The 21,446-nt window shown below is 70.9% G+C and carries 20 protein-coding genes and 1 pseudogene; 12 read left to right on the plus strand and 9 right to left on the minus strand.

From position 1 onward, the window contains the following. Positions 1 to 86: 86 nt before the first annotated feature. Together xylA and ACFVYF_RS13090 are read left to right on the plus strand one after the other, a co-directional pair. The gene (xylA, locus tag ACFVYF_RS13085; protein ID WP_389455116.1) at positions 87 to 1,253 is read left to right on the plus strand and encodes a xylose isomerase; all 1,167 of its coding nucleotides are present in this window, start codon (positions 87 to 89) and stop codon (positions 1,251 to 1,253) included. Between the two features lie 567 nt (positions 1,254 to 1,820). Continuing rightward, positions 1,821 to 2,456 (plus strand): hypothetical protein, encoded by a 636-nt coding sequence (locus ACFVYF_RS13090; RefSeq protein WP_389455118.1) that lies wholly within the window; start codon positions 1,821 to 1,823, stop codon positions 2,454 to 2,456. 57 nt (positions 2,457 to 2,513) lie between these two features. Here the strand turns inward: ACFVYF_RS13090 and ACFVYF_RS13095 are convergent, their stop codons facing one another. The 3 genes from ACFVYF_RS13095 to ACFVYF_RS13105 all read right to left on the minus strand — a co-directional run bounded on the left by ACFVYF_RS13095 (position 2,514) and on the right by ACFVYF_RS13105 (position 8,479). Next, the gene (locus ACFVYF_RS13095) at positions 2,514 to 3,857 is read right to left on the minus strand and encodes an esterase-like activity of phytase family protein (protein ID WP_389455120.1); all 1,344 of its coding nucleotides are present in this window, start codon (positions 3,855 to 3,857) and stop codon (positions 2,514 to 2,516) included. A 513-nt stretch (positions 3,858 to 4,370) separates the two neighbouring features. Then, positions 4,371 to 5,630, minus strand: a complete 1,260-nt coding sequence (locus ACFVYF_RS13100; protein WP_389455122.1) for an SWF or SNF family helicase — start codon at positions 5,628 to 5,630, stop codon at positions 4,371 to 4,373. Then, positions 5,627 to 8,479 (minus strand): DEAD/DEAH box helicase, encoded by a 2,853-nt coding sequence (locus ACFVYF_RS13105; protein WP_389455124.1) that lies wholly within the window; start codon positions 8,477 to 8,479, stop codon positions 5,627 to 5,629. Before ACFVYF_RS13105 ends, ACFVYF_RS13100 begins: the two co-directional genes overlap by 4 nt. A gap of 246 nt (positions 8,480 to 8,725) precedes the next feature. Here ACFVYF_RS13105 and ACFVYF_RS13110 point away from each other — a divergent pair, with 246 nt between their 5' ends. Both ACFVYF_RS13110 and ACFVYF_RS13115 read left to right on the plus strand, forming a co-directional pair. Further along, complete coding sequence (locus ACFVYF_RS13110) at positions 8,726 to 9,781, plus strand: fatty acid desaturase family protein (RefSeq protein WP_389455126.1); 1,056 nt, start codon at positions 8,726 to 8,728, stop codon at positions 9,779 to 9,781. A 131-nt stretch (positions 9,782 to 9,912) separates the two neighbouring features. Next, positions 9,913 to 10,110: a hypothetical protein gene (locus ACFVYF_RS13115; RefSeq protein ID WP_389455128.1), complete on the plus strand. Its 198-nt coding sequence runs from the start codon at positions 9,913 to 9,915 to the stop codon at positions 10,108 to 10,110. Between the two features lie 24 nt (positions 10,111 to 10,134). On the opposite strand, the pseudogene ACFVYF_RS13120 reads toward ACFVYF_RS13115, so the two are convergent. The 4 genes and pseudogenes from ACFVYF_RS13120 to ACFVYF_RS13135 all read right to left on the minus strand — a co-directional run. Then, positions 10,135 to 10,281 (minus strand): annotated as a pseudogene (locus tag ACFVYF_RS13120) (tannase/feruloyl esterase family alpha/beta hydrolase); the annotation flags it as partial. A gap of 305 nt (positions 10,282 to 10,586) precedes the next feature. Further along, a complete protein-coding gene (locus ACFVYF_RS13125) occupies positions 10,587 to 11,471 on the minus strand; it encodes a hypothetical protein (protein WP_389455130.1) in 885 nt (294 codons plus the stop codon). A gap of 202 nt (positions 11,472 to 11,673) precedes the next feature. Next, positions 11,674 to 11,979: a hypothetical protein gene (locus ACFVYF_RS13130; RefSeq protein ID WP_389455481.1), complete on the minus strand. Its 306-nt coding sequence runs from the start codon at positions 11,977 to 11,979 to the stop codon at positions 11,674 to 11,676. Positions 11,980 to 12,108: 129 nt separating this feature from the next. Continuing rightward, a complete protein-coding gene (locus tag ACFVYF_RS13135) occupies positions 12,109 to 12,636 on the minus strand; it encodes a PadR family transcriptional regulator (RefSeq protein ID WP_389455132.1) in 528 nt (175 codons plus the stop codon). A gap of 108 nt (positions 12,637 to 12,744) precedes the next feature. Between ACFVYF_RS13135 and ACFVYF_RS13140 the strand changes: the two genes are divergently transcribed. After that, a complete protein-coding gene (locus ACFVYF_RS13140; RefSeq protein ID WP_389455134.1) occupies positions 12,745 to 13,506 on the plus strand; it encodes an alpha/beta fold hydrolase in 762 nt (253 codons plus the stop codon). Between the two features lie 4 nt (positions 13,507 to 13,510). On the opposite strand, the gene ACFVYF_RS13145 is transcribed toward ACFVYF_RS13140, so the two are convergent. Further along, positions 13,511 to 14,110 carry a class I SAM-dependent methyltransferase gene (locus tag ACFVYF_RS13145; RefSeq protein WP_389455136.1) on the minus strand — a complete coding sequence of 200 codons (600 nt, stop codon included), beginning with the start codon at positions 14,108 to 14,110 and terminating at the stop codon, positions 13,511 to 13,513. Positions 14,111 to 14,262: 152 nt separating this feature from the next. Here ACFVYF_RS13145 and ACFVYF_RS13150 point away from each other — a divergent pair, with 152 nt between their 5' ends. From ACFVYF_RS13150 to ACFVYF_RS13170, 5 genes are all read left to right on the plus strand, one after another. Next, positions 14,263 to 15,036 carry an MHYT domain-containing protein gene (locus ACFVYF_RS13150; protein ID WP_389455138.1) on the plus strand — a complete coding sequence of 258 codons (774 nt, stop codon included), beginning with the start codon at positions 14,263 to 14,265 and terminating at the stop codon, positions 15,034 to 15,036. A 62-nt stretch (positions 15,037 to 15,098) separates the two neighbouring features. Continuing rightward, the gene (locus ACFVYF_RS13155; RefSeq protein ID WP_389455140.1) at positions 15,099 to 17,630 is read left to right on the plus strand and encodes a nitrate- and nitrite sensing domain-containing protein; all 2,532 of its coding nucleotides are present in this window, start codon (positions 15,099 to 15,101) and stop codon (positions 17,628 to 17,630) included. Continuing rightward, the gene (locus ACFVYF_RS13160) at positions 17,627 to 18,064 is read left to right on the plus strand and encodes a roadblock/LC7 domain-containing protein (RefSeq protein ID WP_389455142.1); all 438 of its coding nucleotides are present in this window, start codon (positions 17,627 to 17,629) and stop codon (positions 18,062 to 18,064) included. The genes ACFVYF_RS13155 and ACFVYF_RS13160 overlap by 4 nt, the downstream gene beginning before the upstream one ends. Before the next feature lie 19 nt (positions 18,065 to 18,083). Continuing rightward, positions 18,084 to 18,497, plus strand: a complete 414-nt coding sequence (locus tag ACFVYF_RS13165; protein WP_389455144.1) for a DUF742 domain-containing protein — start codon at positions 18,084 to 18,086, stop codon at positions 18,495 to 18,497. Positions 18,498 to 18,691: 194 nt separating this feature from the next. Continuing rightward, complete coding sequence (locus ACFVYF_RS13170; RefSeq protein ID WP_383275792.1) at positions 18,692 to 19,297, plus strand: ATP/GTP-binding protein; 606 nt, start codon at positions 18,692 to 18,694, stop codon at positions 19,295 to 19,297. A gap of 95 nt (positions 19,298 to 19,392) precedes the next feature. Here ACFVYF_RS13170 and ACFVYF_RS13175 read toward each other — a convergent pair whose 3' ends face one another. Then, a complete protein-coding gene (locus ACFVYF_RS13175) occupies positions 19,393 to 19,821 on the minus strand; it encodes a PPOX class F420-dependent oxidoreductase (protein ID WP_389455146.1) in 429 nt (142 codons plus the stop codon). A 97-nt stretch (positions 19,822 to 19,918) separates the two neighbouring features. Between ACFVYF_RS13175 and ACFVYF_RS13180 the strand changes: the two genes are divergently transcribed. Together ACFVYF_RS13180 and ACFVYF_RS13185 are read left to right on the plus strand one after the other, a co-directional pair. Then, on the plus strand, positions 19,919 to 20,332 hold the full coding sequence (locus ACFVYF_RS13180; protein WP_389455147.1) for a roadblock/LC7 domain-containing protein: 414 nt from the start codon (positions 19,919 to 19,921) through the stop codon (positions 20,330 to 20,332). Between the two features lie 122 nt (positions 20,333 to 20,454). Beyond that, the gene (locus ACFVYF_RS13185) at positions 20,455 to 21,411 is read left to right on the plus strand and encodes a DUF6397 family protein (RefSeq protein ID WP_389455148.1); all 957 of its coding nucleotides are present in this window, start codon (positions 20,455 to 20,457) and stop codon (positions 21,409 to 21,411) included. Positions 21,412 to 21,446 lie beyond the last annotated feature (35 nt).

The raw sequence follows: 21,446 nt of genomic DNA on the forward strand, positions 1-21,446 counted from the left end.
CACTTCGTCTCTTCCCAGAGTTGCCTCCGCATACTAATTTGTTAAGCGCCATGACGAAATAGTCGGAGCGAGCGAGGAGCCGCGGTATGAACTACCAGCCCACCCCCGAGGACAGGTTCACCTTCGGCTTGTGGACCGTCGGCTGGCAGGGAAGGGACCCGTTCGGCGATGCCACCCGGCGGGCCCTCGACCCGGTCGAGTCCGTACAGCGCCTGGCGGAGCTCGGTGCCTACGGAGTGACGTTCCACGACGACGACCTGATCCCCTTCGGGTCCTCGGAGTCCGAGCGCGAGTCGCACATCAAGCGCTTCCGCCAGGCCCTCGACGCGACCGGCCTGACCGTGCCGATGGCCACCACCAACCTGTTCACGCACCCCGTCTTCAAGGATGGCGCGTTCACCGCCAACGACCGGGACGTGCGCCGCTACGCCCTGCGCAAGACGATCCGCAACGTCGATCTCGCGGTCGAGCTGGGCGCGCGGACGTACGTCGCCTGGGGTGGCCGCGAGGGTGCCGAGTCCGGCGCCGCCAAGGACGTCCGGGTGGCGCTCGACCGCATGAAGGAGGCCTTCGACCTCCTGGGCGAGTACGTGACCTCCCAGGGATACGACCTGCGTTTCGCGATCGAGCCCAAGCCGAACGAGCCGCGCGGAGACATCCTGCTGCCCACGGTCGGTCACGCCCTCGCCTTCATCGAGCGGCTCGAGCGACCGGAGCTGTACGGCGTCAACCCCGAGGTGGGGCACGAGCAGATGGCCGGGCTGAACTTCCCGCACGGCATCGCTCAGGCCCTGTGGGCGGGCAAGCTCTTCCACATCGACCTCAACGGCCAGACCGGTATCAAGTACGACCAGGACCTGCGCTTCGGAGCGGGCGATCTGCGATCGGCCTTCTGGCTGGTAGACCTCCTGGAGACCGCTGGGTACGAGGGGCCGAGGCACTTCGATTTCAAGCCGCCGCGGACCGAGGACCTCGACGGCGTGTGGGCGTCCGCGGCGGGCTGCATGCGCAACTATCTGATCCTCCGTGAGCGAGCCGCGGCGTTCCGCGCCGACCCGGAGGTCCAGGAAGCGCTGCGCGCCTCGCGGCTGGACGAGCTCACCCAGCCCACCGCGGCGGACGGGCTGACCGGGCTGCTCGCCGACCGGGCCTCCTTCGAGGAGTTCGACGTGGAGGCGGCCGCCGGGCGAGGGATGGCCTTCGAACGGCTGGACCAGTTGGCGATGGATCATCTGCTCAACGCGCGGGGCTGATCGCGGCTACGAGGAGGGAGTACGGGTGCCGTCGATGCGCGCGGGCGCTGGAGTCGCACAAGGGGCGCCGGACAGGAGGCAGCCGTAACCCGGTCGATGCCTCCCGCCTCGGCCGGCGGCTCCCGGTCGCCGGCCGGTCTCGTGCGGGACGGTCCGGAATCATGCCGTCCAGAGCATGAGTCCGTATCAACTTCCGCGCGGGGCTCGCGTGATGACCGGTTCGAGGCGACTCTTGACGGTATGGCCATGCCACCTTTACCGCCCCAGCCGCCGGGAGACACTCCGCGTCCGGACCACGGCGGTTTCGGCCCGCCGACCGGGGGCTACGGGCCGCCTCCTGGAGGCTATGGGCCGCCGCCCGGGGATTCCGGGCAGACTCCCGGAGACGATTACGCCTCCGGGGGTTACGGGCCGGCCTCCGGGGGCGACTACGTCCCCGGGGGATACGGTCCGCCACCGGGCGGCGGGAACTGGTCGTCCGGACAGGGCGGCGGCGAGGGATGGCCGCCGCAGCCGCCTCCCGGACCGCCCCGGGGGCGCGGCCCACGTCGGAACACGCTCTTCCTGATGATCGCCGCAGTGGTGGCCCTGGGAGTCATCGTCGCCGTACTTCTCGTGACCGGCGGGGGAGACGACTCGACGGACAAGAAGTCGCCGACGGAGACCAGCGGGAAGACCAGCCGGTCGCCCACTCCGTCCCTGAGCATCCCGTCCCAGCTGCCCACGGAACTGCCCTCGAACCTCCCTTCGAAGTTGCCTTCAGGGCTGCCCAGCGGATTTCCGAGTGACTTCCCCAGCGACCTTCCCAGCAGCGTTCCGAGCGACCTCGCGACCCTCTTCGCGAACCCCTCGGGCGATGAACTGCCCTACTACCTGCTGAAGTCGGGAGACTGCTTCGACACCACCGCCGGCCGGCCCGGGCAGGCGGCGCCGCGCGCGTGCGGTTCGCCGCACGACGCCGAGGTGGTGAAGGTCGCCGAACTCGACGGCGCGTACACGACCGACGCCGCTTTGCGGAAGGCGGCGTCCGCCCTGTGCGAGAAACCCCTGGCGCGCAAGGCGGCCCATCAGTCGACGGGCGCCGTGCGGGGGAACCTGGTGCAGTACCCGGACTCGTCGGCGTACAAGATCGGCATCGACAACGTCGTCTGCAGCCTGGCCGCCGACCTCGGCAGCCACCAACTGACCAGGCCGCTGACCTGAACCGCACGCGCGCGTGCCGCATGACACGGCTCCTGCACCCCATGCGCCGCCCTGACGTCAGATCCCGTGGGGCAGCCGCACGTACGTCACCGTCGTCTCGACACCGCTGTCCACGAGACGGCCCTGCGCGTCGAACGCGCCAGAGCCGTCCGTCATGCCGAAGTCGTTGTCGTTGATCAGGGCGAGCGTGTCGCGGCCCACGCGTGCGATGCCCTCGATCTTGCCGGGCACTCCCGCCACGGTGCCGAGGTCGACGACGAGGTGCTTGCGCAGGACGGGGACCCCGGAGGCCGACGGGTCGTCGAGCTGCTCCAGGGACGGGGAGGTCGTCGCGTCGTCCCAGGCTCCCGCAAGGATGTCCGCGCTCCGCGTGAGCTTCACCAGCTGAAGCCGCGCCGCCTTGTCGGTGCGCTCCTCGACGAGCAGGTGGTCCCGTCCCACGGCGACCACGGAGGAGATCTTCAGCTCGGACGTGTCGTCCTCGCTCGGGTCGACCACGTTCACCGGATCGAAGCGGTAGGCGTACTCGGCGGTGACGGCCTGCCTCTTCGGTGAGAAACGCAGCAGACGGGTCGTACGCGAGGCGTCACCCGCGTCGCCGTCCGGCAGGGACAGCGGGCTCTGCAACGCCATCACGAGGTCACCGCCCGGGAGTTGGGCGAGCCCTTCGAAGCCCCGGTTGGTCTTCCGGTGCAGCAGGACGGCCGGCAGGGCCTCGACCACCGGATAGTCCGCGCCCGTCAGGTGCAACCCCTTGGGGACGTAGCGGGTCAGCACCTTCCCGCGAGCCGAGACGTGGATCAGTGAGGGCCCGTACTCGTCGACGAGCCAGAAACTGCCGTCGGCGCCCCGGACGATGCCCTCGGTGTCCACACCGTCCGGGTTGTACGAGAGTGGCGTCTGCGCGTCGTAGGAGTACGGCGCTTCGTCGCGTTCCGCCTGGTCGGGCAGCCCGGTGACGGGTTTGCCCGAGGAGGTGGTGATCGGAATCGCGTCGAGGACCCGCACGGTGTTCCCGGACACGCGGATCTTCACGATCGCCGGGTCGAAGCCGGGCACGGGGAAGGTACGGCGTTTCTTGCCGTCCACCTTGATCTGACCGTTCGGGCCCCGGTCGGTCACGGTCCAGAACTCGCCCTTGCTGGCTGCCGGAAAGATGTCGCTGCCTATGCCCCCGAGGTCCACGCCCCGGTCGTCGCCCACCGTGCCGGGCAGCAGCGTGTTGCTGAACGTGCCCAGGGGGATGTCGCCGAGCGTCGCGGTGATCGTCACCCGCGGACCGGCGGCGGCGTCGTGCGCGTCCGCCGTGCCGGAGACCGCCAGGGCGGCCAGGACGACCAGCGGCACTGCCGCGGCGACGGAAAGGTGGACGCGGCGCCGGCCGGCGGCGAGCGGGGACATCGGGCCTCCTGGGGCACGGATTCGGTGACAGCGGCCAGATTCCGCCGCTCTGCCCAACGGGGTGCGTCCGCCGGATGAACTGAGAGAAACGAGTGATCGACTTGACGGGTGAGGCGGCGAAAGGGCGCAGGTGAGCACGGTGTTGACGGGGCGTGTGGGGGAGCTACCCCATCGCCTGCGGCCGCAATCGGAGCGCCCTGCTCCGAGAACAGGGCGCTTCCGCGCCGGCCGGTAGGTCTCGCACAGCGGCCTGCAGAGTGCTTCGACCGGGCATGGCCGCGGCGGGCCCTACCTGGACGGCCAGGGACCAATCCAGGCCACCCACGGCCGGCCCAGAGCCACCCCGGGCCGCCCCAGGCCACCCACGGCCGGCCCAGAGCCACCCCGGGCCGCCCCGGGCCACCCACAGCCGGCCCAGAGCCACCCCGGGCCACCCCGGGACGCTCAGGGCCACCCCGGGACGCTCAGGGCCGCCCCGGGACGCTCAGGGCCGCCCCGGGTCCGGAGGGCGTGTCACTCGCCCCCGAGAACCGGAGCCAGCGCAGTGGCCGGATCCGCGGACGCGGCGCCCGCGGGTGTCCATCGCCCGCCCTCCTCGCGATACGGCCACCACCGCCCGTCCCGTCCCAGGCGCAGTTGTGCGTGTGTGCCGACGACCGTCCAGCGGTTGTCGGCGGTGTGCAGTCGCGGCCGCTCGTCCTCGTCCCAGGCGGACTCCAGGGCGGCACGCGCGCGTGCGAGTGATTCCGCCTCCACTGTCCACTCGTCCTCCAGGACGGACAGCGCGGCCGCGCCCCCGTTCCGCCAGGCGAGGACCGCGAGCGCCAGTGCTTCGCGGTCTCGGCCCGAACCGTCGGCGAGCCGGTCGGCGACCACCCGCTCCGGGTCACCGGCCGCCAGCCGCACGGCATCCTGTGTGAGCGTCAACTCCGCATCAGGGGCTTGCTGTTCGTGCCCAGGCCTGAGCGCCTCCGCAAGCAGCCGCAGGGCATCGACCGCGGTCTGCGCGGCCAGGAACTCCAGCGCGGCGGGCTCCACGCCGGGCGCGGGCGCTGCCTCCGTGTCCAGGGCCTGCGGCGATCCGGGCCGCTCGGGCAGCGCGGGGAGGGCGGGCAGCGACGGCAGGATGTCCCCGGCCGCGTACGCCTCGGCGGCATCGACGCCCTGCTCGGAATCCTCGTGCGGCGAAGACTCCGAGGGCGCGGGGGCGCTGCGCGTCTGGAGTGCGTCCAGCACGGCGTGTTCGCCGCGTCCCCGCATCAACAGCAGCACGAAGGGATCCTCGTCGACCAGCCGTGCCGTCTGGTAGCAAAGGGCGGCGGTGTGTCCGCAGTGGTCCCACGCGCCGCAGTCGCACTCCGGCTCCAGATCACCGAGACCCGGCAGGAGCTCGACGCCGGAGGCCGCGGCGTCCTCCACCAGGTGCGGGGGCATCTCGCGGTCGAGCAGCGCCGCGATGTGCCCCGCGCGCTCGACGGCCACGTCCAGGAAACGGTCCCACTGCTCGTCGGACAACTCCTGCAACAGGACGTCGGCGCGATGCAGAGTGCCGTCGCGGTCCTGGACGACGGCGGTGATGCGGCCCGGGCGCACCGACACTGCTCCCACGGCTCCGGCCCGCGCGAGTCTGCGGCCCGCCTTCACCTGCTGCGAGTCCAGCGCAGCGTCCTCCAAGGCCTTCAACCAGGCCTGTCCCCACCAGGTCCGGGCGAAGGCCCGCCCCTCTGCCGGCGGCAGCGCCTCGAACGTACGCTCGTCGCTCTGATCCCTCATCGTGCGCCCCCTCGCAGCTCCACCAGATCGGCCAGTTCGCCATCCGTCAGTTCCGTGAGTGCCGACTCGCCGGAACCGAGCACCGCGTCGGCCACTTTGCGCTTGCGGACCAGCATCTCGGCGATGCGGTCCTCGATGGTCCCCTCGGCGATCAGCCGGTGCACCTGCACGGGCTGGGTCTGGCCGATGCGGTACGCGCGGTCGGTGGCCTGCGCCTCGACGGCCGGGTTCCACCAGCGGTCGAAGTGCACGACATGCTCGGCCCGAGTCAGGTTCAGGCCCGTGCCGGCGGCCTTCAACGACAGCAGGAAGACCGGCTTTTCGCCGTCCTGGAAGCGCTGCACCATCGCCTCGCGCTCGCGGACCGGCGTACCGCCGTGCAGGAACTGCGACGACACGCCGCGCGCCGTGAGGTGCCGCTCGATGAGCCGGGCCATCTGCACGTACTGCGTGAAGACCAGAACGCTCGCCCCCTCGGAGAGGATGGTGTCCAGGAGTTCATCCAGCAGTTCGAGCTTTCCTGACCGCCCCTCGATCCGCGGTCGGTCCTCCTTGAGGAACTGCGCCGGGTGGTTGCAGATCTGCTTAAGCGCTGTCAGCAGCTTCACGATCAGGCCGCGGCGGACCATGCTGTCGGCGCCGGAGATCTCCGCCAGCGTCTCCCGCACCACTGCTTCGTAGAGGCCCGCCTGTTCCTTGGTGAGCGACACGGCCCGGTCGGTCTCGGTCTTGGGCGGCAGTTCCGGCGCGATGCCCGGGTCCGACTTGCGGCGCCGCAGCAGGAACGGCCGTACGAGCCGGGCCAGTCGCTCCGCAGCCGCGGGGTCCTGGCCGCCCTCCACGGGCTGCGCGTACCGCGTGCGAAAGGTGCCCAGCCTGCCGAGCAGCCCCGGAGTCGTCCAGTCCAGGATCGCCCACAGCTCCGAGAGGTTGTTCTCCACCGGGGTCCCGGTGAGCGCCACGCGTGCGCGTGCGCCGATGGTGCGCAACGCGCGTGCCGTCGCCGAGTAGGGGTTCTTCACGTGCTGCGCCTCGTCGGCGACCACCATGCCCCACGGAACCTCGGCCAGCCGGGGCGCCTCGAGCCGCATCGTGCCGTACGTGGTGAGGACGAACTCCCCGTCGGCCAGGGCGTCGACGCTCCGCCGGGAGCCGTGGAAACGGCGCACCGGGACGCCGGGCGCGAACCGCTCGATCTCGCGCTGCCAGTTGCCCATCAGCGAGGTCGGACAGACGACGAGCGTGGGTCCCGCCGCCGACTCGTCGGTCTGCCGGTGCAGATGCAGGGCGATCAGGGTGATGGTCTTGCCCAGCCCCATGTCATCGGCCAGGCAGCCTCCGAGGCCCAGCGAGGTCATCCGGACCAGCCAGTTGAGTCCCCGCAGCTGGTAATCGCGCAGCGTGGCGGCGAGCGCGGCGGGCTGCCCGACGGGGTCCTGGCCCTCAGGGTCCGCCAGCCGCTCCCGCAGTGCCGCCAGCCACCCCGTGGGCCGTACGTCGACCCTGTGGCCGTCGACCTCGGCGGAGCCCGTCAGAGCGGCGCTGAGCGCGTCGACGGGTGTGATCTTGCGGTCCTGCTGCGCGCGGGCACGGCGGACCTCCTGCGGGTCGACCAGAATCCACTGATCGCGCAGCCGCACCACGGGCCGGTTCGCCTCGGCCAGCCGGTCCAGCTCCTGCCGGGTCAGCTGCTGATCACCCAGCGCGAACCGCCAGTTGAAGGCGAGCAGGGCATCGGCCGACAGGAACGACGGAGTGCCGGACGCGTCCCGGCGCGGGTCCTGCTCTTCGTCGGGCGGCCCGACGACAGCGTGGGCGGTCAGCTCGCGCACCAGCTCCCTGGGCCAGTGCACGTCGACTCCGGCACCTGCGAGCATCCGGGCGCCTGCACCGAGCAGTTCGGTGACCTCCTCGTCGGCGAGCTCCACGGAGTCCGGAACGGCCGCCGAGAGCAGCGGGGTCAGCGCGGCCCAGGCCCGGGCCGCGCGGCGCAGGGCGAGAAGGGTGTCCATCCGCGCGCGCGGGCCGAACGCCTGGGCCCCGGCCCACACCACGGTGGCGTCCGCTACCAGCGCCGGATCGCTCAGGCTGTGCACCTGGAGCACGGCGCGGAAGGGCAGTGGCGTCTCCTCGGACACGGCCGACGCGAGCCCGGGCACCTCGATACGCAGGGAGATCCGTACACCGGCATCGTGTCCGGCGGCCACATCCGCGGCCCAGACGCGCTGTTCCGGCACGTGCTGCGGCTCCGGAACGGCGTAGGCGGGGCCGCCGGCGGCGAGCACGGCGGCGGGGGAGCGAGGCAGGGCGTCGGCGACGGCATCGAGAAAGGCACGCAGCAGCCGCTCCGGGACCGGCAGGCGCAGCGGCGCGGTCTCGTCCAACGGCACCGCGTGCGCGTCCGGGGGCATCGCGGCGGCCAGCTCGCGGACACGATGCAGGTCCTCCGCGCGCAGAGGGCCCGCGCGCCAGGCGTCGTGATCGTTCTCCGACAACCCGGGCAACAGCAGCCCTCGTGCGGCGAACTGGAGGGCGAGGACGGCGGCCGACCCCCAGAACGCGGTCGCCCTGTGGACCTGCCCGGCGGCACGCGCACGCGTGAGGACCGGCAGGGCGGCACGTACGGGCAGCAGGACGGCGGGCACCGTGGCCGGCTCGACGCCCTCGTCGGAGGGCTGGACGACTCTCAGGTCTTCGGTGGACCCGGCCGCCACGGAGGGCGGCGCCCCGCCGTCGGGGCGCCAGAAGGCGACGTACCCGGTACGGGCAGGATCGGCGGGCACGAACACGGCGCAGCAACGAGCCAGTTCGGAGATCTCGGCGGGGGTGGCCGCGGGAATCCTCTGCACAGCGATAACGTATTCCTCAAATTTGACTACTGGTGCCGAGCAGTCGAGAGTACAGCACACTCAGCCACTCGATGGAATGCGGAAGCGGTGAACCGGGTCACCTCATGGCGGGGGTGGAGGAAACCCCCCTGCGCGGTCCGGTGCTGGCCCCCGCACCCACACGGGTGGTGGCGCCATGGTCCAAGAGGGCCTCTGATCCGTACGTTTCATGAGGTCAGGCCGTCCCTGAGAGACCGGAGACCCGCCATGCCCCAGATCGCCCCAGCCCTGGAGAAGCACCCTCCGGGGGCGACAGCCGGGCAGTCCGCCGGAAGCGACTTCACACCCCTCCTGCGCACCGTTCGACGGCAGGACCTACTGGAGCGTCGATACGGCTGGTACGCCCTGGGCATGGCCGTGAACGCCTTGGCGCTGGGAAGTGTCGTCACGGGTGTCGTCCTCATCGGCAACTCCTGGTGGACCCTCCTCCTTGCCCCCGTGCTCGCCGTGCTGTCGGCCCGCACGGCCTTCATAGGGCACGACGCCGGTCACTCCCAGATCAGCGGCGACAGGGCCGTCAGCCGGCTGATCGGGCTGGTCCACGGCAATCTGCTCCTCGGCATGAGCTACTCCTGGTGGAACGACAAACACTCCAGGCACCACGCGAACCCGAACCACATCGACAAGGATCCGGACGTCGTCGCCGACGTCCTGGTGTTCACCGCCGCGCAGGCAGGAAAGCGGTCCGGTTTCCGGCGCTGGCTCACCCGCAACCAGGCGTGGCTCTTCTTCCCGCTGACCCTTCTCGAAGGCGTCGCCCTGAAGGTCCACGGATTCCAGGACCTGCGCCGGCAGCCTCCGCGAGAGCGGGCGGTGGAAGCTCTGCTGCTGGTCACCCATGTCGTCTCCTACACCGCCCTGTTGCTCACCACCATGTCCCTCGGCAAGGCCCTCGTCTTCGCCGCCCTCCACCAGGCGCTGTTCGGCCTCCACCTCGGGCTCGCTTTCGCGCCCAACCACAAGGGCATGGAGATGCCCGACCCGGACGGCGAACGCTGGGGTCATCTGCGCCGTCAGGTCCTCACCTCGCGCAACATCCGCGGCAGCGTGCTGACCGACTGGTTCCTCGGCGGCCTCAACTACCAGATCGAGCATCATCTGTTCCCGAGCATGCCCCGCCCCCATCTCCGGCTCGCCCAGCCTCTGGTGCGCGCACACTGCCGGGAGTTGGGTATCCCTTACGCGGAGACCGGTCTCATCGACTCCTATCGGCAGGCCCTGGGCCACCTCCACGAGGTCGGGAGCCCGCTGAGGGGCGAATAGGCGGGACGGCGCTCAGGGTGGAGTCAGGGTCACGTCTCAGGGGCGTCTCAGGGTCATTGCCTGGAACCGCGCGAGGCGCCGATCCGTTTTCAGGACAGAGAGCGGCGATAGCCGCGAAGGAGGCGACACCCATGTCGAAGAGAGCGAAGATCGTCGCAGGTGGTGCAGCGATCGGGATCGTCCTGCTGATCCTGTTGCCCGCGGTGGGCGTGCCCTGGTGGATCGCCTTCCTGATCGTGCTGGGCCTGCCGACCGCGGCGTATCTGACGCTGGACCGCTCGCAGCGGCGCAGGCTGCGCCGTGTCACCCGCAAGGAGCTCGGCCGCTGAGCGCTGTCGACTCGACGTGGTCGTCTCCAGATCGCAGGAGTTGACGACATCGCCGCTCGCGGGCCTGCCGACGGCATGGTCCGCGGGCGGCCGTACGTCCCGCTCGACCCAGGCGGTCAGCGCACGGAACGCGGAGCGGTAGCAGGGCAGGATCGGCCGCAGTCGGTCGGGAGGGCTGGCACGCATCGCGAAGGGGCTGCCTCATGCTGCGATCCCGTCCGGCCGCCGACCATAGGCGGGGACCACACGGAACGGGGCTCAGGCGTGGGGGCTCATGACACCGACTTTCGACGAAGTCGCTGCCGTTCGGGCGACTGACGGCCCACCTGAACGGAGGCGGGTATCCGCGCCTGGAGGTGTCCGCCACCGGGCTTGCGCTCGACCGGGGCCATGTTCTGGCGGGCCACGCGCGCGACCGCGTCCTTCGAGGCGCGTCCACGGCCATTCCGGAGGAGCCTCCCGAGCTGCCGCGAGGCTCAGACCGGACGTACCGCCATCTTGTCCAGGGCCTCCAGAAGCCCCGGCAGTTCGGTGCCGCGGCCGATCGGCAGGACTTCCCCGGGCTCCTCGTCGAGCAGCACGAACGCGATGTCGTCCGTCCGGGCCACCATGGACCAGCCGGGACCGTCGGCACGCAGGGTCCGGGCGTCGCCCGGAGCGAAGGACGACCGGACCCTGCCCAGGGGCGGTGGAGTCTCCACGTAGGAGCGGGCTTCGGCGAGCGCTCGACGGATGCCGCTGCTGGATTGGGTGTCTCCGCTGCCGCCCTCCGCGGTGTCCGCGCCGCCCTCCCCGTCGTTCTGGGGCTCCGTCTTCGGCGCGTCCTCGGCCGGTGTGTCGCTGTCCGGGCTGATGAAGTGGTCTTCGGGGATCTGCTCGCGCCAGATCGCCCACTGGAGGGCGATCTCGTCGGCCCCCAGGCGCCGTTGGGCCGGACCCCAGGTGCTGGTGTCCGGCGGGGACAGCGGCGGCCGTTCCGCGATCTCGGGCGAGGGATCGTGCGGGGCGGGCACGCCGGGAGCCGCGACGGCCAGGGCCAGCGGCCAGCCGGGCAACGCGGCGACGACCGTGCGTTCACCGGGCGACAAGTCGTACTCGATGCCGCAGTCCCACGACGCGATGGCCACCGCGACCAGCGAGACGTCGTCGACGACGACCGTCCACCGTGCTCCCTCGCCGTCCTGGCCGAGCACGAGGCCGTAGCCGTCGGCCAGCGGAGGGAGGTCGAGCGCCGCGCAGGCCTCCGGATAGTCGTCGCCCAGGACGCTGGGGAACTGTGCCGGCGTCAGCAGCACCGCTGTGAGCACATAGAGCGCGTCATCGTCCTCGGCGGCGACGGCGTCCTCGCCCGTCCCGGCCATCCCAGCCTCCCCATTGGTTCATCCGTCGGCGCACCTTAATGCGACAGCGAGGCGCTTGTCACGAGGGTGAAGCACAGGCGGAGCTGCAGTTGTCCGGCTGGAAAGGGGCGAATCGACCGCGCGGGTCCCCGACGCCCCCGAGAGGCCCGGGCCTCCGCATTTCCGCCGATCGGCGCCGGGCATCCTGCGCGCCCGCCCCGAATCAGGCGGCCGGCAGTCCGAGGAGCTCCCGTGCCACGGTCTGGGGCGACTCGTCACGTTCCCGGGCGAGGGCTATGACCGCGCGGCATGCCAGCTCACTCACCCCGAACGACAAGGCTTCCGGTGAGACCCAGTCCGAGGCCTCGTCGATCTGCTCCTGATCGTCCTCGGCGCACGCCGACACATAAGCGGCCGCGGCCTCGAACAGGTTGTGTGCGCGCTTCACCGGCCGCCGTACCTCGGGTGGCTGCTCCGTGCTCCGCTCGGCCGGTCGCCGACCCAAGAATTTGTGGAGTCTGCCGAACATGCCGAACATCGAACCACCTTCCCCCTGTGCGATCACCGTCGCTCATCGTCCAGCTGCTGCTACTCAACGTAGAGTTGGAGACCCGCCGACAGAAGAGGGCGGGGGACGGCGTGGTGTCGGCTTGGCACATCAGCCACCGTCGAGTGAGTCGATCGTCGCGCGAAGCCAGGCCAGTTCGGCCCGGCTCGTGGCCCGCGCGATGGTGAGAATGCCGCGCCGGAAGGGGTCGTCCAGCTCCTCGGCGCGCAGCGGCCGGTCACCGTCGTAGAAGAAGCTCGCGGGCTCCTCCAGGAAGGCGAGCCTGCGCCGGAGCACGGTGGCCTGGGCCCCGGCGTCGTCCAGATGCCGGAGAAAGGCGAGGACCGTGAACCAGCGGTTCTCGTCCGTGATGTCGCGCCGTACCGGTTCGGCCAGCCGATCCCGCAGTTCACGCCGGCCCTCTTCGGTGAGCGTCAGGACATGTCGAGGGGCGGCCACGGATCCGGGTTGAGTGGCTCGCGCCAGCAGGCCGGCTTTCTCCAGCCGCTTGATCGCGGGATACAGCGTGCTCTCGGCGACGGGCCGGACGTGCCCCGTCAACGCCGTGATGCGCTTGCGCAACTCATAGCCGTGCAGTGGGGCGTCGTACAGGAAACCGAGGATCGCGAGCTCCAGCATGCCTGCATTCTGCCCCACCTCCGGTGTACATCGCTTACTCAATACATCGGTGACGATGTATCCTCCCGGAAGGCGTGACAGCGCGGAACGGGAGCAAGGGGGAGTGGGATGAAGCAGGCGAAGTTCGACGGCGGAGGAAGCAGCATCCGCTGGACGGAAACAGCGGGCGCCGAACCCGCGCGGGTGTTCGTGCACGGCCTGGGCGCCGCGTCGGCCGTCTACCACGCGCACATCGCGGCGCGGCCCGAACTGGCGGGCCGTCGCACTCTGTTCGTGGACCTGCCGGGCCATGGCATCAGCGACCGGCCCGCGGACTTCGGCTACACCTTGGAGGACCACGCCGACGCGCTGGCCGCCGCGCTGGACGAGGCCGCGGTCAGCGGGGCCGAACTGGTCGCCCACAGCATGGGCGGTGCCGTCGCCATCGTGCTGGCCCACCGAAGGCCCGACCTCGTCTCACGCCTGGTGCTCACGGAGGCGAACCTCGACCCCAACCCACCGCTCACGGCGGGCAGCAGCAACATCGCGTCGTACGACGAGGACGAGTACGTCGAAAACGGCGGCCACGCACGCGTGCTGGAAAGAGTCGGGCCCACCTGGGCCTCGACCATGCGACTCGCCGACGCACGTGCTCTGTACCGGACGGCGAAGGGGCTCGTGCGGGGCACGAGCCCCACCATGCGCCACCTGCTCGAAGGGATGACAGGCGTGGACCGTGTCTTCCTCCAGGGCGCGCTGAGCGGCGAACTCGTGGGCCGGGAGGGCCTGGAGGCTGCCGGTGTACGCGTGGTGACCGTGCCCCGTGCGGGCCACTGCGTGATGTTCGACAACCCGGACGCGTTCGTGGCGCAGATCGCCGGGCAGAGCTGAGTGCTCAGGCCGGACGTACGGCGAGTGCCAGGAACCGGGCGTCCTCGTCGACGTACGACGTCATGCGCCAGCCGGAACCCGTCAGCAGGGCCCGGAGGTTGCCCTCCGCGCGCAGATCGTCCGGCGTGATCTGCCGGCCCTGGCGCGCCGCGAGCGCCGCACGCCCGATGGGGTGGAAGAGCGCCAGCACCCCACCGGGCCGTACCACTCTCGCCAACTCCCGCAGGTTCTCGGCGGGGTTCGGGAGATGCGCGATGAGGCCCGCTCCGAACACGGCGTCGAGCGACTCGCTGCGCAACGGCAGCCGGGCCGCGTCGGCCAGCAGCAGCTGCGCTGCGCGGTCCCGTCCGGCCCGTACGGCGGCTGCCAGCATGGCGGGGGTCAGATCGGCGCCGATGACGACTCCGGCCGCGCCCACGGCCGCACGCAGCGGCGGCAGGGCCCGCCCGGTGCCGCAGCCGGCGTCGAGCACCCGGTCGCCCTCGCGCAGCCCGAGCTCGGTGACCGCGGCCGCGTAGGCGGGACCGTCGTCGGGAAACCGGGCGTCCCAGTCCGCGGCTCGGGCGGTGAAGAACTCCTGGACATGTGTGTGGTCGTCGCTCATGTTCCGCATGATCCCTCACCGACACGAAGGACGACCGGGTGCACATGTTCGAGCATGACGCGATCGTTCAGGTACATCGCTGCGTCATATTCCAGCAGCTTTCGAAATGCGCTCCCTTTCCGCGCCCCTACCGGGACTAGCGTCCCTGAGCCATGGGACACCTGGACCACGCCGCCTTCGGCTGGCTGACCCCCGCGCTGTCATATGTGATGGCCTGCATAGGCGCCGCCCTCGGGCTGCGCTGCACCGTCCGCGCCCTGGGCGCCACGGGCCGCTCACGCCGGAACTGGCTCCTCACCGCGGCCTCCGCGATCGGCACGGGCATTTGGACGATGCACTTCGTGGCGATGCTCGGCTTCAGGGTCAGCGGCACGGAGATCCGCTACAACGTGCCGCTGACCATCCTCAGCCTCCTCGTCGCGATGGTCGTCGTCGGCGCGGGCGTGTTCGCCGTCGGATACGGCCGTGAGCGGGGCCGTGCGCTCTTCCTCGGGGGACTCACCACCGGTGTCGGCGTGGCGAGCATGCACTACCTGGGCATGGCGGCGCTGCGGCTGCACGGCACCGTGCACTACGACCCGATGCTCGTCGGACTCTCCGTGGTGATCGCCGTGGTCGCCGCGACCGCGGCCCTGTGGGCGGCGCTCAACATCAAGTCGCCGGTCGCGGTCGCAGTGGCCTCCCTGGTCATGGGCGGCGCGGTGAGCAGCATGCACTACACGGGAATGATCGCGGTGAGTGTGCAGGTCACCCCGTCCGGCGCGTTCCTGCCCGGGGCCTCGGTGATGCAGTTCATCTTCCCCCTCGCCGTCGGCCTCGGGTCCTATCTCTTCCTGACATCGGCGTTCGTCGCGCTGTCGCCGACGGCCGGTGAGCGCGAGGCCTCCGCGTCGGCCCAGCGGCCCGTCGAGAGCGTCGCCCCCTAGGGGCGGTCCTGAGTCACCACGGTACGGACCGGCGCACCCCGAACCATCCGAGCGAGGAGGCCATGCGTACACCCCGTAGGACCCCCAGGACCGGCGCCGCGACGGCGCCCCAGCCGTCCGCACGCGGTCGTCGTGCACATGCTGGCCCGCCGGCCGACGAGCGCTCCGGCACCGACGACCCCATCGGCCTGGCGCCGCCCGCGCCGCCCACGCGCGCGGGGCGGTGGACCGTGCGTCCCCGCACCGTACGGGCGAAGATCGTGTGCCTGTTGATGGTGCCCGTCATCTCCCTGCTCGCGCTGTGGGCGTACGCCACCGTGAGCACGGCCCAGGACGTCGCGCGCCTACGGCAGTTGCAGAGCGTGGACTCGACGGTCCGCGCTCCGGTCGACGCCGCCGTCGCCGCGCTCCAGGCCGAGCGCGCGGCCGCCGTCCGGTACGCGACCGATCCGGCCGCCGAGCAGCGGAGCCACCTCAAGGAGCTGGCGGGACGCACCGACCGAGCCGTGGCGAAGCTGCGCCTGGGGGACCACAACACCGTCGCCGACGGCGCCGATCTGCCCGCCGGGGTGGCGGGGCGGCTGGACGCCTTCGTCACCGGTGCCGAGGGCCTGGGGCCGCTGCGGAGCGCGTTGCTCGACCGCCGGACCGGATGGGACGAGACGTACGGCCAGTACACGAAGACCATCGCGACGGCCTTCGGTGTGGGCGGTGCGCTGACCGGCATCCAGGACGCCGACCTGGGGTCCGACGCGCGCGTGCTGCTCGAGTTCTCCCGAGCCGGGGAAGCGCTGGCCCAGGAGGACGCGGTGCTGTCCAGCGCGCGCCTGGCGGGCGGCCTCGACGGCGAACGGCTGCGGCTGTTCACCGGCGCCGTCGACACTCGCCGCACGCTGACGGACTCCGCCGTCGCGGACCTCCGCGGATCCGAACGCGCGGCATGGCGCGACCTCGCCGACGGGAGCGCGTACGCCGATGTGCGCGCCGCCGAGGACAAGGTGCTGGTCTCCCGGGCGGGCGGCAAGGCGCTCGACGCCGCCCCGGAGGCGACGTGGAAAACGGCACACGCGCGCGTGCAGAACGGCATGCGGACGATCGGTGCCGACGCGGCCCGCGGGGTCGCCGACCGTGCGGACCCGTTCACCCGGGGCCTGCTCACACCGGCCGGCGCCGCGGTGCTGCTCGGCCTCGCCGCTGTCGCCGCCTCGCTCGTGATCTCCGTACGCATCGGTCGCGGTCTCGTCATCGAACTCGTGAGTCTGCGCAACGTCGCTCTGGAGATCGCCCGCCGCAAACTCCCGTACGCCATGCGCAGGCTGCGCGCGGGCGAGGAGATCGACATCCGCGCGGAGGCCCCGCCCGGGCCTCCCGCCGAGGACGAGACCGGGCAGGTCGCCGAAGCCCTGGGGACCGTGCACCGCGCTGCCCTGCGCGCCGCGGTCGAACGCGCGGAACTCGCCAGCGGGATCTCCGGAGTCTTCGTCAATCTCGCCCGGCGCAGCCAGATCCTCGTCCACCGTCAACTGAGCCTCCTCGACAGCATGGAGCGCAGGTCGGACGACCCCAATGAGCTGAGCGACCTCTTCCGGCTGGATCACCTCACGACACGCATGCGGCGCCACGCGGAGAGCCTGATCATCCTCTCCGGAGCCGCACCGGGGCGGGCCTGGCGCATGCCTGTCTCACTGACGAACGTGGTCCGCGCCGCCGTGTCGGAAGTCGAGGACTACGCGCGCGTGGAGGTACGCCAGCTCCCGGAGACGTCCGTCGTGGGCACCGCTGTCGCCGACCTCACGCACCTCCTCGCCGAAATCGTCGAGAACGCGGCCCAGTTCTCACCGCCCCACACCCGCGTGCGGGTCACCGGCGAACCGGTCGGCAACGGCTATGCGGTGGAGGTCGAGGACCGCGGGCTCGGCATGGGCAAGGAGACCCTCGCCGAGGCCAACCGCCGCATCGAGCAGTCCGAAGCGCTCGACCTGTTCGACAGTGACCGCCTCGGGCTCTTCGTTGTCAGCAGGCTCGCAGCCCGGCACGGCGTCAAGGTGCACCTGCGCACCTCGCCCTACGGCGGGACGACCGCGGTCGTCCTGCTGCCCACCGCCCTGTTGCAGAGCGGCGCGGCGGAGCGTTCACCCCGGATCGCCGAGCGCGAACGGGACACCGAACGGGCCTACGCGCGCGTGCCGGCCGCGGCCGTACAGGACTCCGTCCATGCGCCGAGTGAGCGACCCGCTCTCGTGCCGCCCGTGCAGGCGGCGGAGAGCCCGGCCAACGGCTCACGCGAAACCCCGATCCCAGGAGTCACCACCTTGCGGCTGCACCGGCCTCCGGACGACTCCGAGGGGACCGACGACCTCCCGCGCCGGGTACGGCAGGCGAGTCTGGCCCCGCAGCTGCGCGAACTGCGGCCTGAGGATCCGCCGGAGGCGCCGGGAGGCCGGAGCGGCGACGAACGCACCCCCGAACAGGTACGGGACCGGATGGCCGCCTACCGCGCGGGCTGGGCACGCGGTGGCGGCAGGTCGCCCGGCCTCGGCGCCACCCCCGATCCCGTAGCGGGCAGTGACAGCAGCGAAGGAGATCCCGCATGATCCAGGACCCGAGTATGAGAGCCGCCCAGCAGTCGGGGGAACTCGACTGGCTGCTGGACGACCTGGTGTTGCGCGTCAGCGAAGTGCGGCACGCGGTGGTGCTGTCCAACGACGGACTCGCGGTCGGTTCGTCCACCGACCTCAGGCGCGAGGACGCGGAGCACCTTGCCGCCGTCGCCTCGGGCTTCCACAGCCTGGCCAAGGGGGCAGGCCGTCACTTCGGCGCCGGAGGCGTCCGTCAGACCATGGTCGAGATGGACGACGGCTACCTGTTCGTGGCGGCAGCGGGCGACGGTTCCTGTCTCGCCCTCCTCACCGCCGTCACGGCCGACATCGGCCTGGTGGCCTACGAGATGGCGCGGCTCGTCAAGCGCGTCGGCGAGCATCTCTACACGCCGCCGCGCGTCGCCGCGCGACCGCCCGCCGGCGGATGACCGAGGGCGGTCCACGCAGATGACCGAGGACACGAAAGGCGCCCCCGAGCAGGAGGGCAGCCAGTGGTACGACAGCGAGGCCGGACCCCTTGTCCGCCCCTACGCGATGACCGGCGGCCGTACCCAACCCGGCCCCACCGGAGTGCGCTTCGACCTGATCGCACTGGTCACACTCGACACCGGCGCGCCCGGCGCCGACGACGACACCGGGCTCGGCCCGGAACACCGCGCCCTGATCGAGCACTGCCGACTCGAAACGCAGTCGGTCGCCGAACTGGCCGCGGGAGCCGACCTTCCGGTGGGCGTCGTCAGGGTGCTCCTCGGTGACCTGCTGGAGATGGGCTGCGTCACGGTCAGCCGCCCCGTTCCGCCTGCACAACTGCCCGACGAACGCATTCTGCGCGAGGTCATCGAGGGATTGAGGGCGCTGTAGACCATGAATCGGAACCACCCCCGGCCTGCCCCGCGCAGAGTTGGGCACCCATCGGACACCAAACAGGTCCGAGTCGGTCGGATCGGCCCAATAATGATCCAACCTCTCCCAGAGGGGCCGCAGTTGTCATGATGCTGACGCCGCACACATGTACTGACGTCGACCGTTGCCGGCACTCCTGAGAGAAGTGATCGATGGTCTCCGAGCACTCCGACGCAACCGGTGGCGAGTCGGCCGCCCTGGCGTTGAAGATCCTGGTCGCCGGCGGATTCGGCGTGGGCAAGACCACGCTGGTGGGCGCGGTCAGCGAGATCAAGCCGCTGCGCACCGAGGAACTGCTGAGCGAGATGGGCGAGTCGGTGGACGACACCGATGGCGTGGACCAGAAGGTCACGACGACCGTCGCCATGGACTTCGGCCGCATCACCATCAGGTCCGGCCTGTCGCTCTACCTCTTCGGGACGCCGGGGCAGGACCGGTTCTGGTTCCTCTGGGACGAGCTGTCCCAGGGCGCCCTCGGTGCCGTCGTCCTCGCGGACACCCGGCGACTGGAGGACTGCTTCCCCGCCGTGGACTACTTCGAGCACCGGCACATCCCCTTCGTGGTGGCCGTCAACTGCTTCCCGAGCGCACGCAATTACGGTGCTCAGGACGTGTCACGCGCTCTTGATCTCGACCGGGGCACGCCCGTGGTGCTCTGCGACGCCCGTGACCGCGACTCCGGGAAGGAGGTGCTGATCCGGCTCGTCGAGTACGCCGGGCGGATGCATACCGCCCGGATGCTCGACTCGGTGGGCTGAGGGGGACTTCGGGGTCTCTGAGCGAGGGGCCCGGCGTCTCCGGGGACCGGTCCGGCAGTCATCGGAGAGCGCGCGGACCCGACATCACGGATCGATCAATGGGAGATGCCGGAGCGCGCAACAACCTTCTCGATCCTCACCCTGACGAGCAGTTCGCCGGGAACACCGTTCCGCCGTCCGAACTCCTCCGCGCGCTCCTCGCCCATGTAGCGCGCACCGATCCGCGCTGCCCAGTGCTGGAGTTCGCCGGGCTCTTCCGAGAGCTGGGCCCGGCCCTGCAGCACGACGAAGTCGAAGGGCGGACGGTCGTCGTCCACGCACAACGCGACCCGGCCGTCCCGGGCCAGATTCCGTCCTTTGACGGTTTCCTTCCCGGTGTTGAACACCACGTCGTCACCGTCCAGCAGAAACCAGATCGGAGCCACGTGCGGAGCTCCGTCCGCGCGAACGGTCGACAGCTTCCCGGTGCGGGTCCCGTGCGAGACGAACGCCCGCCATTCCTCGTCGGTCATCTTCTGTGCCATGCCTCCCATCCTGCTTGCCCGGAAGGCGGCTGTGGGGAAGGCTGGCTGGTCGAGTCCTCCCGCCAGGAGGAACGACGACACGGGGAGAGAACGGACCATGGCTCAGAACACGGGACTCGGCTGGCTGCTGGACGACCTGACCGAGCGCGTCGAACATGTCCGGCACGCGCTGGTGCTGTCGACCGACGGTCTGGTGACGGCCGCGAGCACCGGGCTGCGGCGAGAGGATTCCGAGCATCTCGCTGCCGTCGCGTCCGGTCTGCACAGCCTGGCCAAGGGGTCGGGGCACCACTTCGGCGCCGGTCAGGTGCGCCAGACGATGATCGAGTTCGACGACGCCGTCCTCTTCGTCACCGCGGCCGGCGCCGGCAGTTGTCTGTGCGTACTGAGCGCGGCCGAGGCCGACATCGGTCAGGTCGCCTACGAGATGACCCTGCTCGTGAACCGGGTCGGCGAACACCTCAAAGTGGACGCACGGCAGCCGGAGCACACTCCTTCCATAGACCTCTGAGCTGCGAATACGCCATCGCGATCGGAGTTATCCACAGGTTTCCCGCGTGATCCGGCGAACCGGCTACGGTTTTTCTCGAAGCGAGCGCATGCCGGCGCGAGCACCGCACGGGGGAGAAGAACATGTCCGGTTCCACCATCACGCAGTCCACCAGGCCCACCACCGTTCCTGCCGGCACCGACGAGCGGCCCCCGTCATGGGCACAGAGCCGTGCCGCCAGGGAACTGGGTCTCAAACGAGGCGAGTTCGAGCTCGCCGTCCACCTCGGGTGCATCCGCACCGTCCCCGACGACAGGGGAGGGGGAGTACGCCGAGTCGCCCGGGCGGAGATCGACCGGGTGCGCTCCGAGGACGGATCGGCGGAAGCTCTCCGGGAGCGCGTCAAGGCGGTGGGTACCACGGAGGGCGCGGCCCTCATGGGAGTGACGACCGCCAGGTTCACCCGCCTCGCCCGCCTCGGCCTGGTGGTTCCGGTCAAGTTCTACCTCAACCGGTATCGAGCCGTCGTCTGGCTCTATCTCGCCGAAGAACTACGGCAGTTCGCCGCCGCGGAGAAGAACGCCGCGATGCTCAGCGGCCGCACCCCCGAAGTACTGCGCGACCAACTGAGTGCGGGGCTGGACCTGCGCCCCCGCAACTGGCGGGGACGCCACATGGGTTTCCTGCTCCGGCAGACCGAGGACCCGTGGGCGCAGGCCGCGATCGTGGCGTCACTGCTCGATCCGCTGGACAGGGCAGAGCTCGTCCCGGATCCGTACGAACGCGCCTATCTGAACCGGCTCAGGCCCGATCAGGCGGCCCGCACCGTGTCCGAGTCACCCGCCGCCGATGTCGCCGCGAGGATCATGACAGCGCAGGATCCCGACGAAATCAGCTGGCTCAAGGCCGATTTGACGCAGGCGCTCACCACGGCCCGGCAACTCCGCCCCGCTCCTCGTCCCACTCCACGCCCCGTTCCGAACGACTCACAGCGGCTTGGCTTTCTCCCCGAGGAGGCCGCCCCGGAGAATTCACCCCTGAACGAGAAGCCGCAGCGGTCGCGTGGCCTGTTCGGGTGGCTGCGCCGCAGAAACGCCTGACGGCGGGCGGCGCGCCTTCGGCGCCGAGTGACGGC

It is taken from the genome of Streptomyces sp. NPDC058274 (genome assembly GCF_042881375.1).
Taxonomy (GTDB): domain Bacteria; phylum Actinomycetota; class Actinomycetes; order Streptomycetales; family Streptomycetaceae; genus Streptomyces.

Excerpts from the sequence above, each read along its gene's own strand:
- ACFVYF_RS13165 (WP_389455144.1), top strand. The coding sequence starts at position 18,084 with ATGACCGAGGACACGAAAGGCGCCCCCGAGCAGGAGGGCAGCCAGTGG.
- xylA (WP_389455116.1), top strand. The coding sequence starts at position 87 with ATGAACTACCAGCCCACCCCCGAGGACAGGTTCACCTTCGGCTTGTGG.
- ACFVYF_RS13090 (WP_389455118.1), top strand. The coding sequence starts at position 1,821 with ATGATCGCCGCAGTGGTGGCCCTGGGAGTCATCGTCGCCGTACTTCTC.
- ACFVYF_RS13145 (WP_389455136.1), bottom strand. The coding sequence starts at position 14,110 with ATGAGCGACGACCACACACATGTCCAGGAGTTCTTCACCGCCCGAGCC.
- ACFVYF_RS13125 (WP_389455130.1), bottom strand. The coding sequence starts at position 11,471 with ATGGCCGGGACGGGCGAGGACGCCGTCGCCGCCGAGGACGATGACGCG.
- ACFVYF_RS13135 (WP_389455132.1), bottom strand. The coding sequence starts at position 12,636 with ATGCTGGAGCTCGCGATCCTCGGTTTCCTGTACGACGCCCCACTGCAC.
- ACFVYF_RS13095 (WP_389455120.1), bottom strand. The coding sequence starts at position 3,857 with ATGTCCCCGCTCGCCGCCGGCCGGCGCCGCGTCCACCTTTCCGTCGCC.
- ACFVYF_RS13160 (WP_389455142.1), top strand. The coding sequence starts at position 17,627 with ATGATCCAGGACCCGAGTATGAGAGCCGCCCAGCAGTCGGGGGAACTC.
- ACFVYF_RS13140 (WP_389455134.1), top strand. The coding sequence starts at position 12,745 with ATGAAGCAGGCGAAGTTCGACGGCGGAGGAAGCAGCATCCGCTGGACG.
- ACFVYF_RS13150 (WP_389455138.1), top strand. The coding sequence starts at position 14,263 with ATGGGACACCTGGACCACGCCGCCTTCGGCTGGCTGACCCCCGCGCTG.
- ACFVYF_RS13175 (WP_389455146.1), bottom strand. The coding sequence starts at position 19,821 with ATGGCACAGAAGATGACCGACGAGGAATGGCGGGCGTTCGTCTCGCAC.
- ACFVYF_RS13170 (WP_383275792.1), top strand. The coding sequence starts at position 18,692 with ATGGTCTCCGAGCACTCCGACGCAACCGGTGGCGAGTCGGCCGCCCTG.
- ACFVYF_RS13155 (WP_389455140.1), top strand. The coding sequence starts at position 15,099 with ATGCGTACACCCCGTAGGACCCCCAGGACCGGCGCCGCGACGGCGCCC.
- ACFVYF_RS13115 (WP_389455128.1), top strand. The coding sequence starts at position 9,913 with ATGTCGAAGAGAGCGAAGATCGTCGCAGGTGGTGCAGCGATCGGGATC.
- ACFVYF_RS13110 (WP_389455126.1), top strand. The coding sequence starts at position 8,726 with ATGCCCCAGATCGCCCCAGCCCTGGAGAAGCACCCTCCGGGGGCGACA.
- ACFVYF_RS13130 (WP_389455481.1), bottom strand. The coding sequence starts at position 11,979 with ATGTTCGGCAGACTCCACAAATTCTTGGGTCGGCGACCGGCCGAGCGG.
- ACFVYF_RS13185 (WP_389455148.1), top strand. The coding sequence starts at position 20,455 with ATGTCCGGTTCCACCATCACGCAGTCCACCAGGCCCACCACCGTTCCT.
- ACFVYF_RS13180 (WP_389455147.1), top strand. The coding sequence starts at position 19,919 with ATGGCTCAGAACACGGGACTCGGCTGGCTGCTGGACGACCTGACCGAG.
- ACFVYF_RS13100 (WP_389455122.1), bottom strand. The coding sequence starts at position 5,630 with ATGAGGGATCAGAGCGACGAGCGTACGTTCGAGGCGCTGCCGCCGGCA.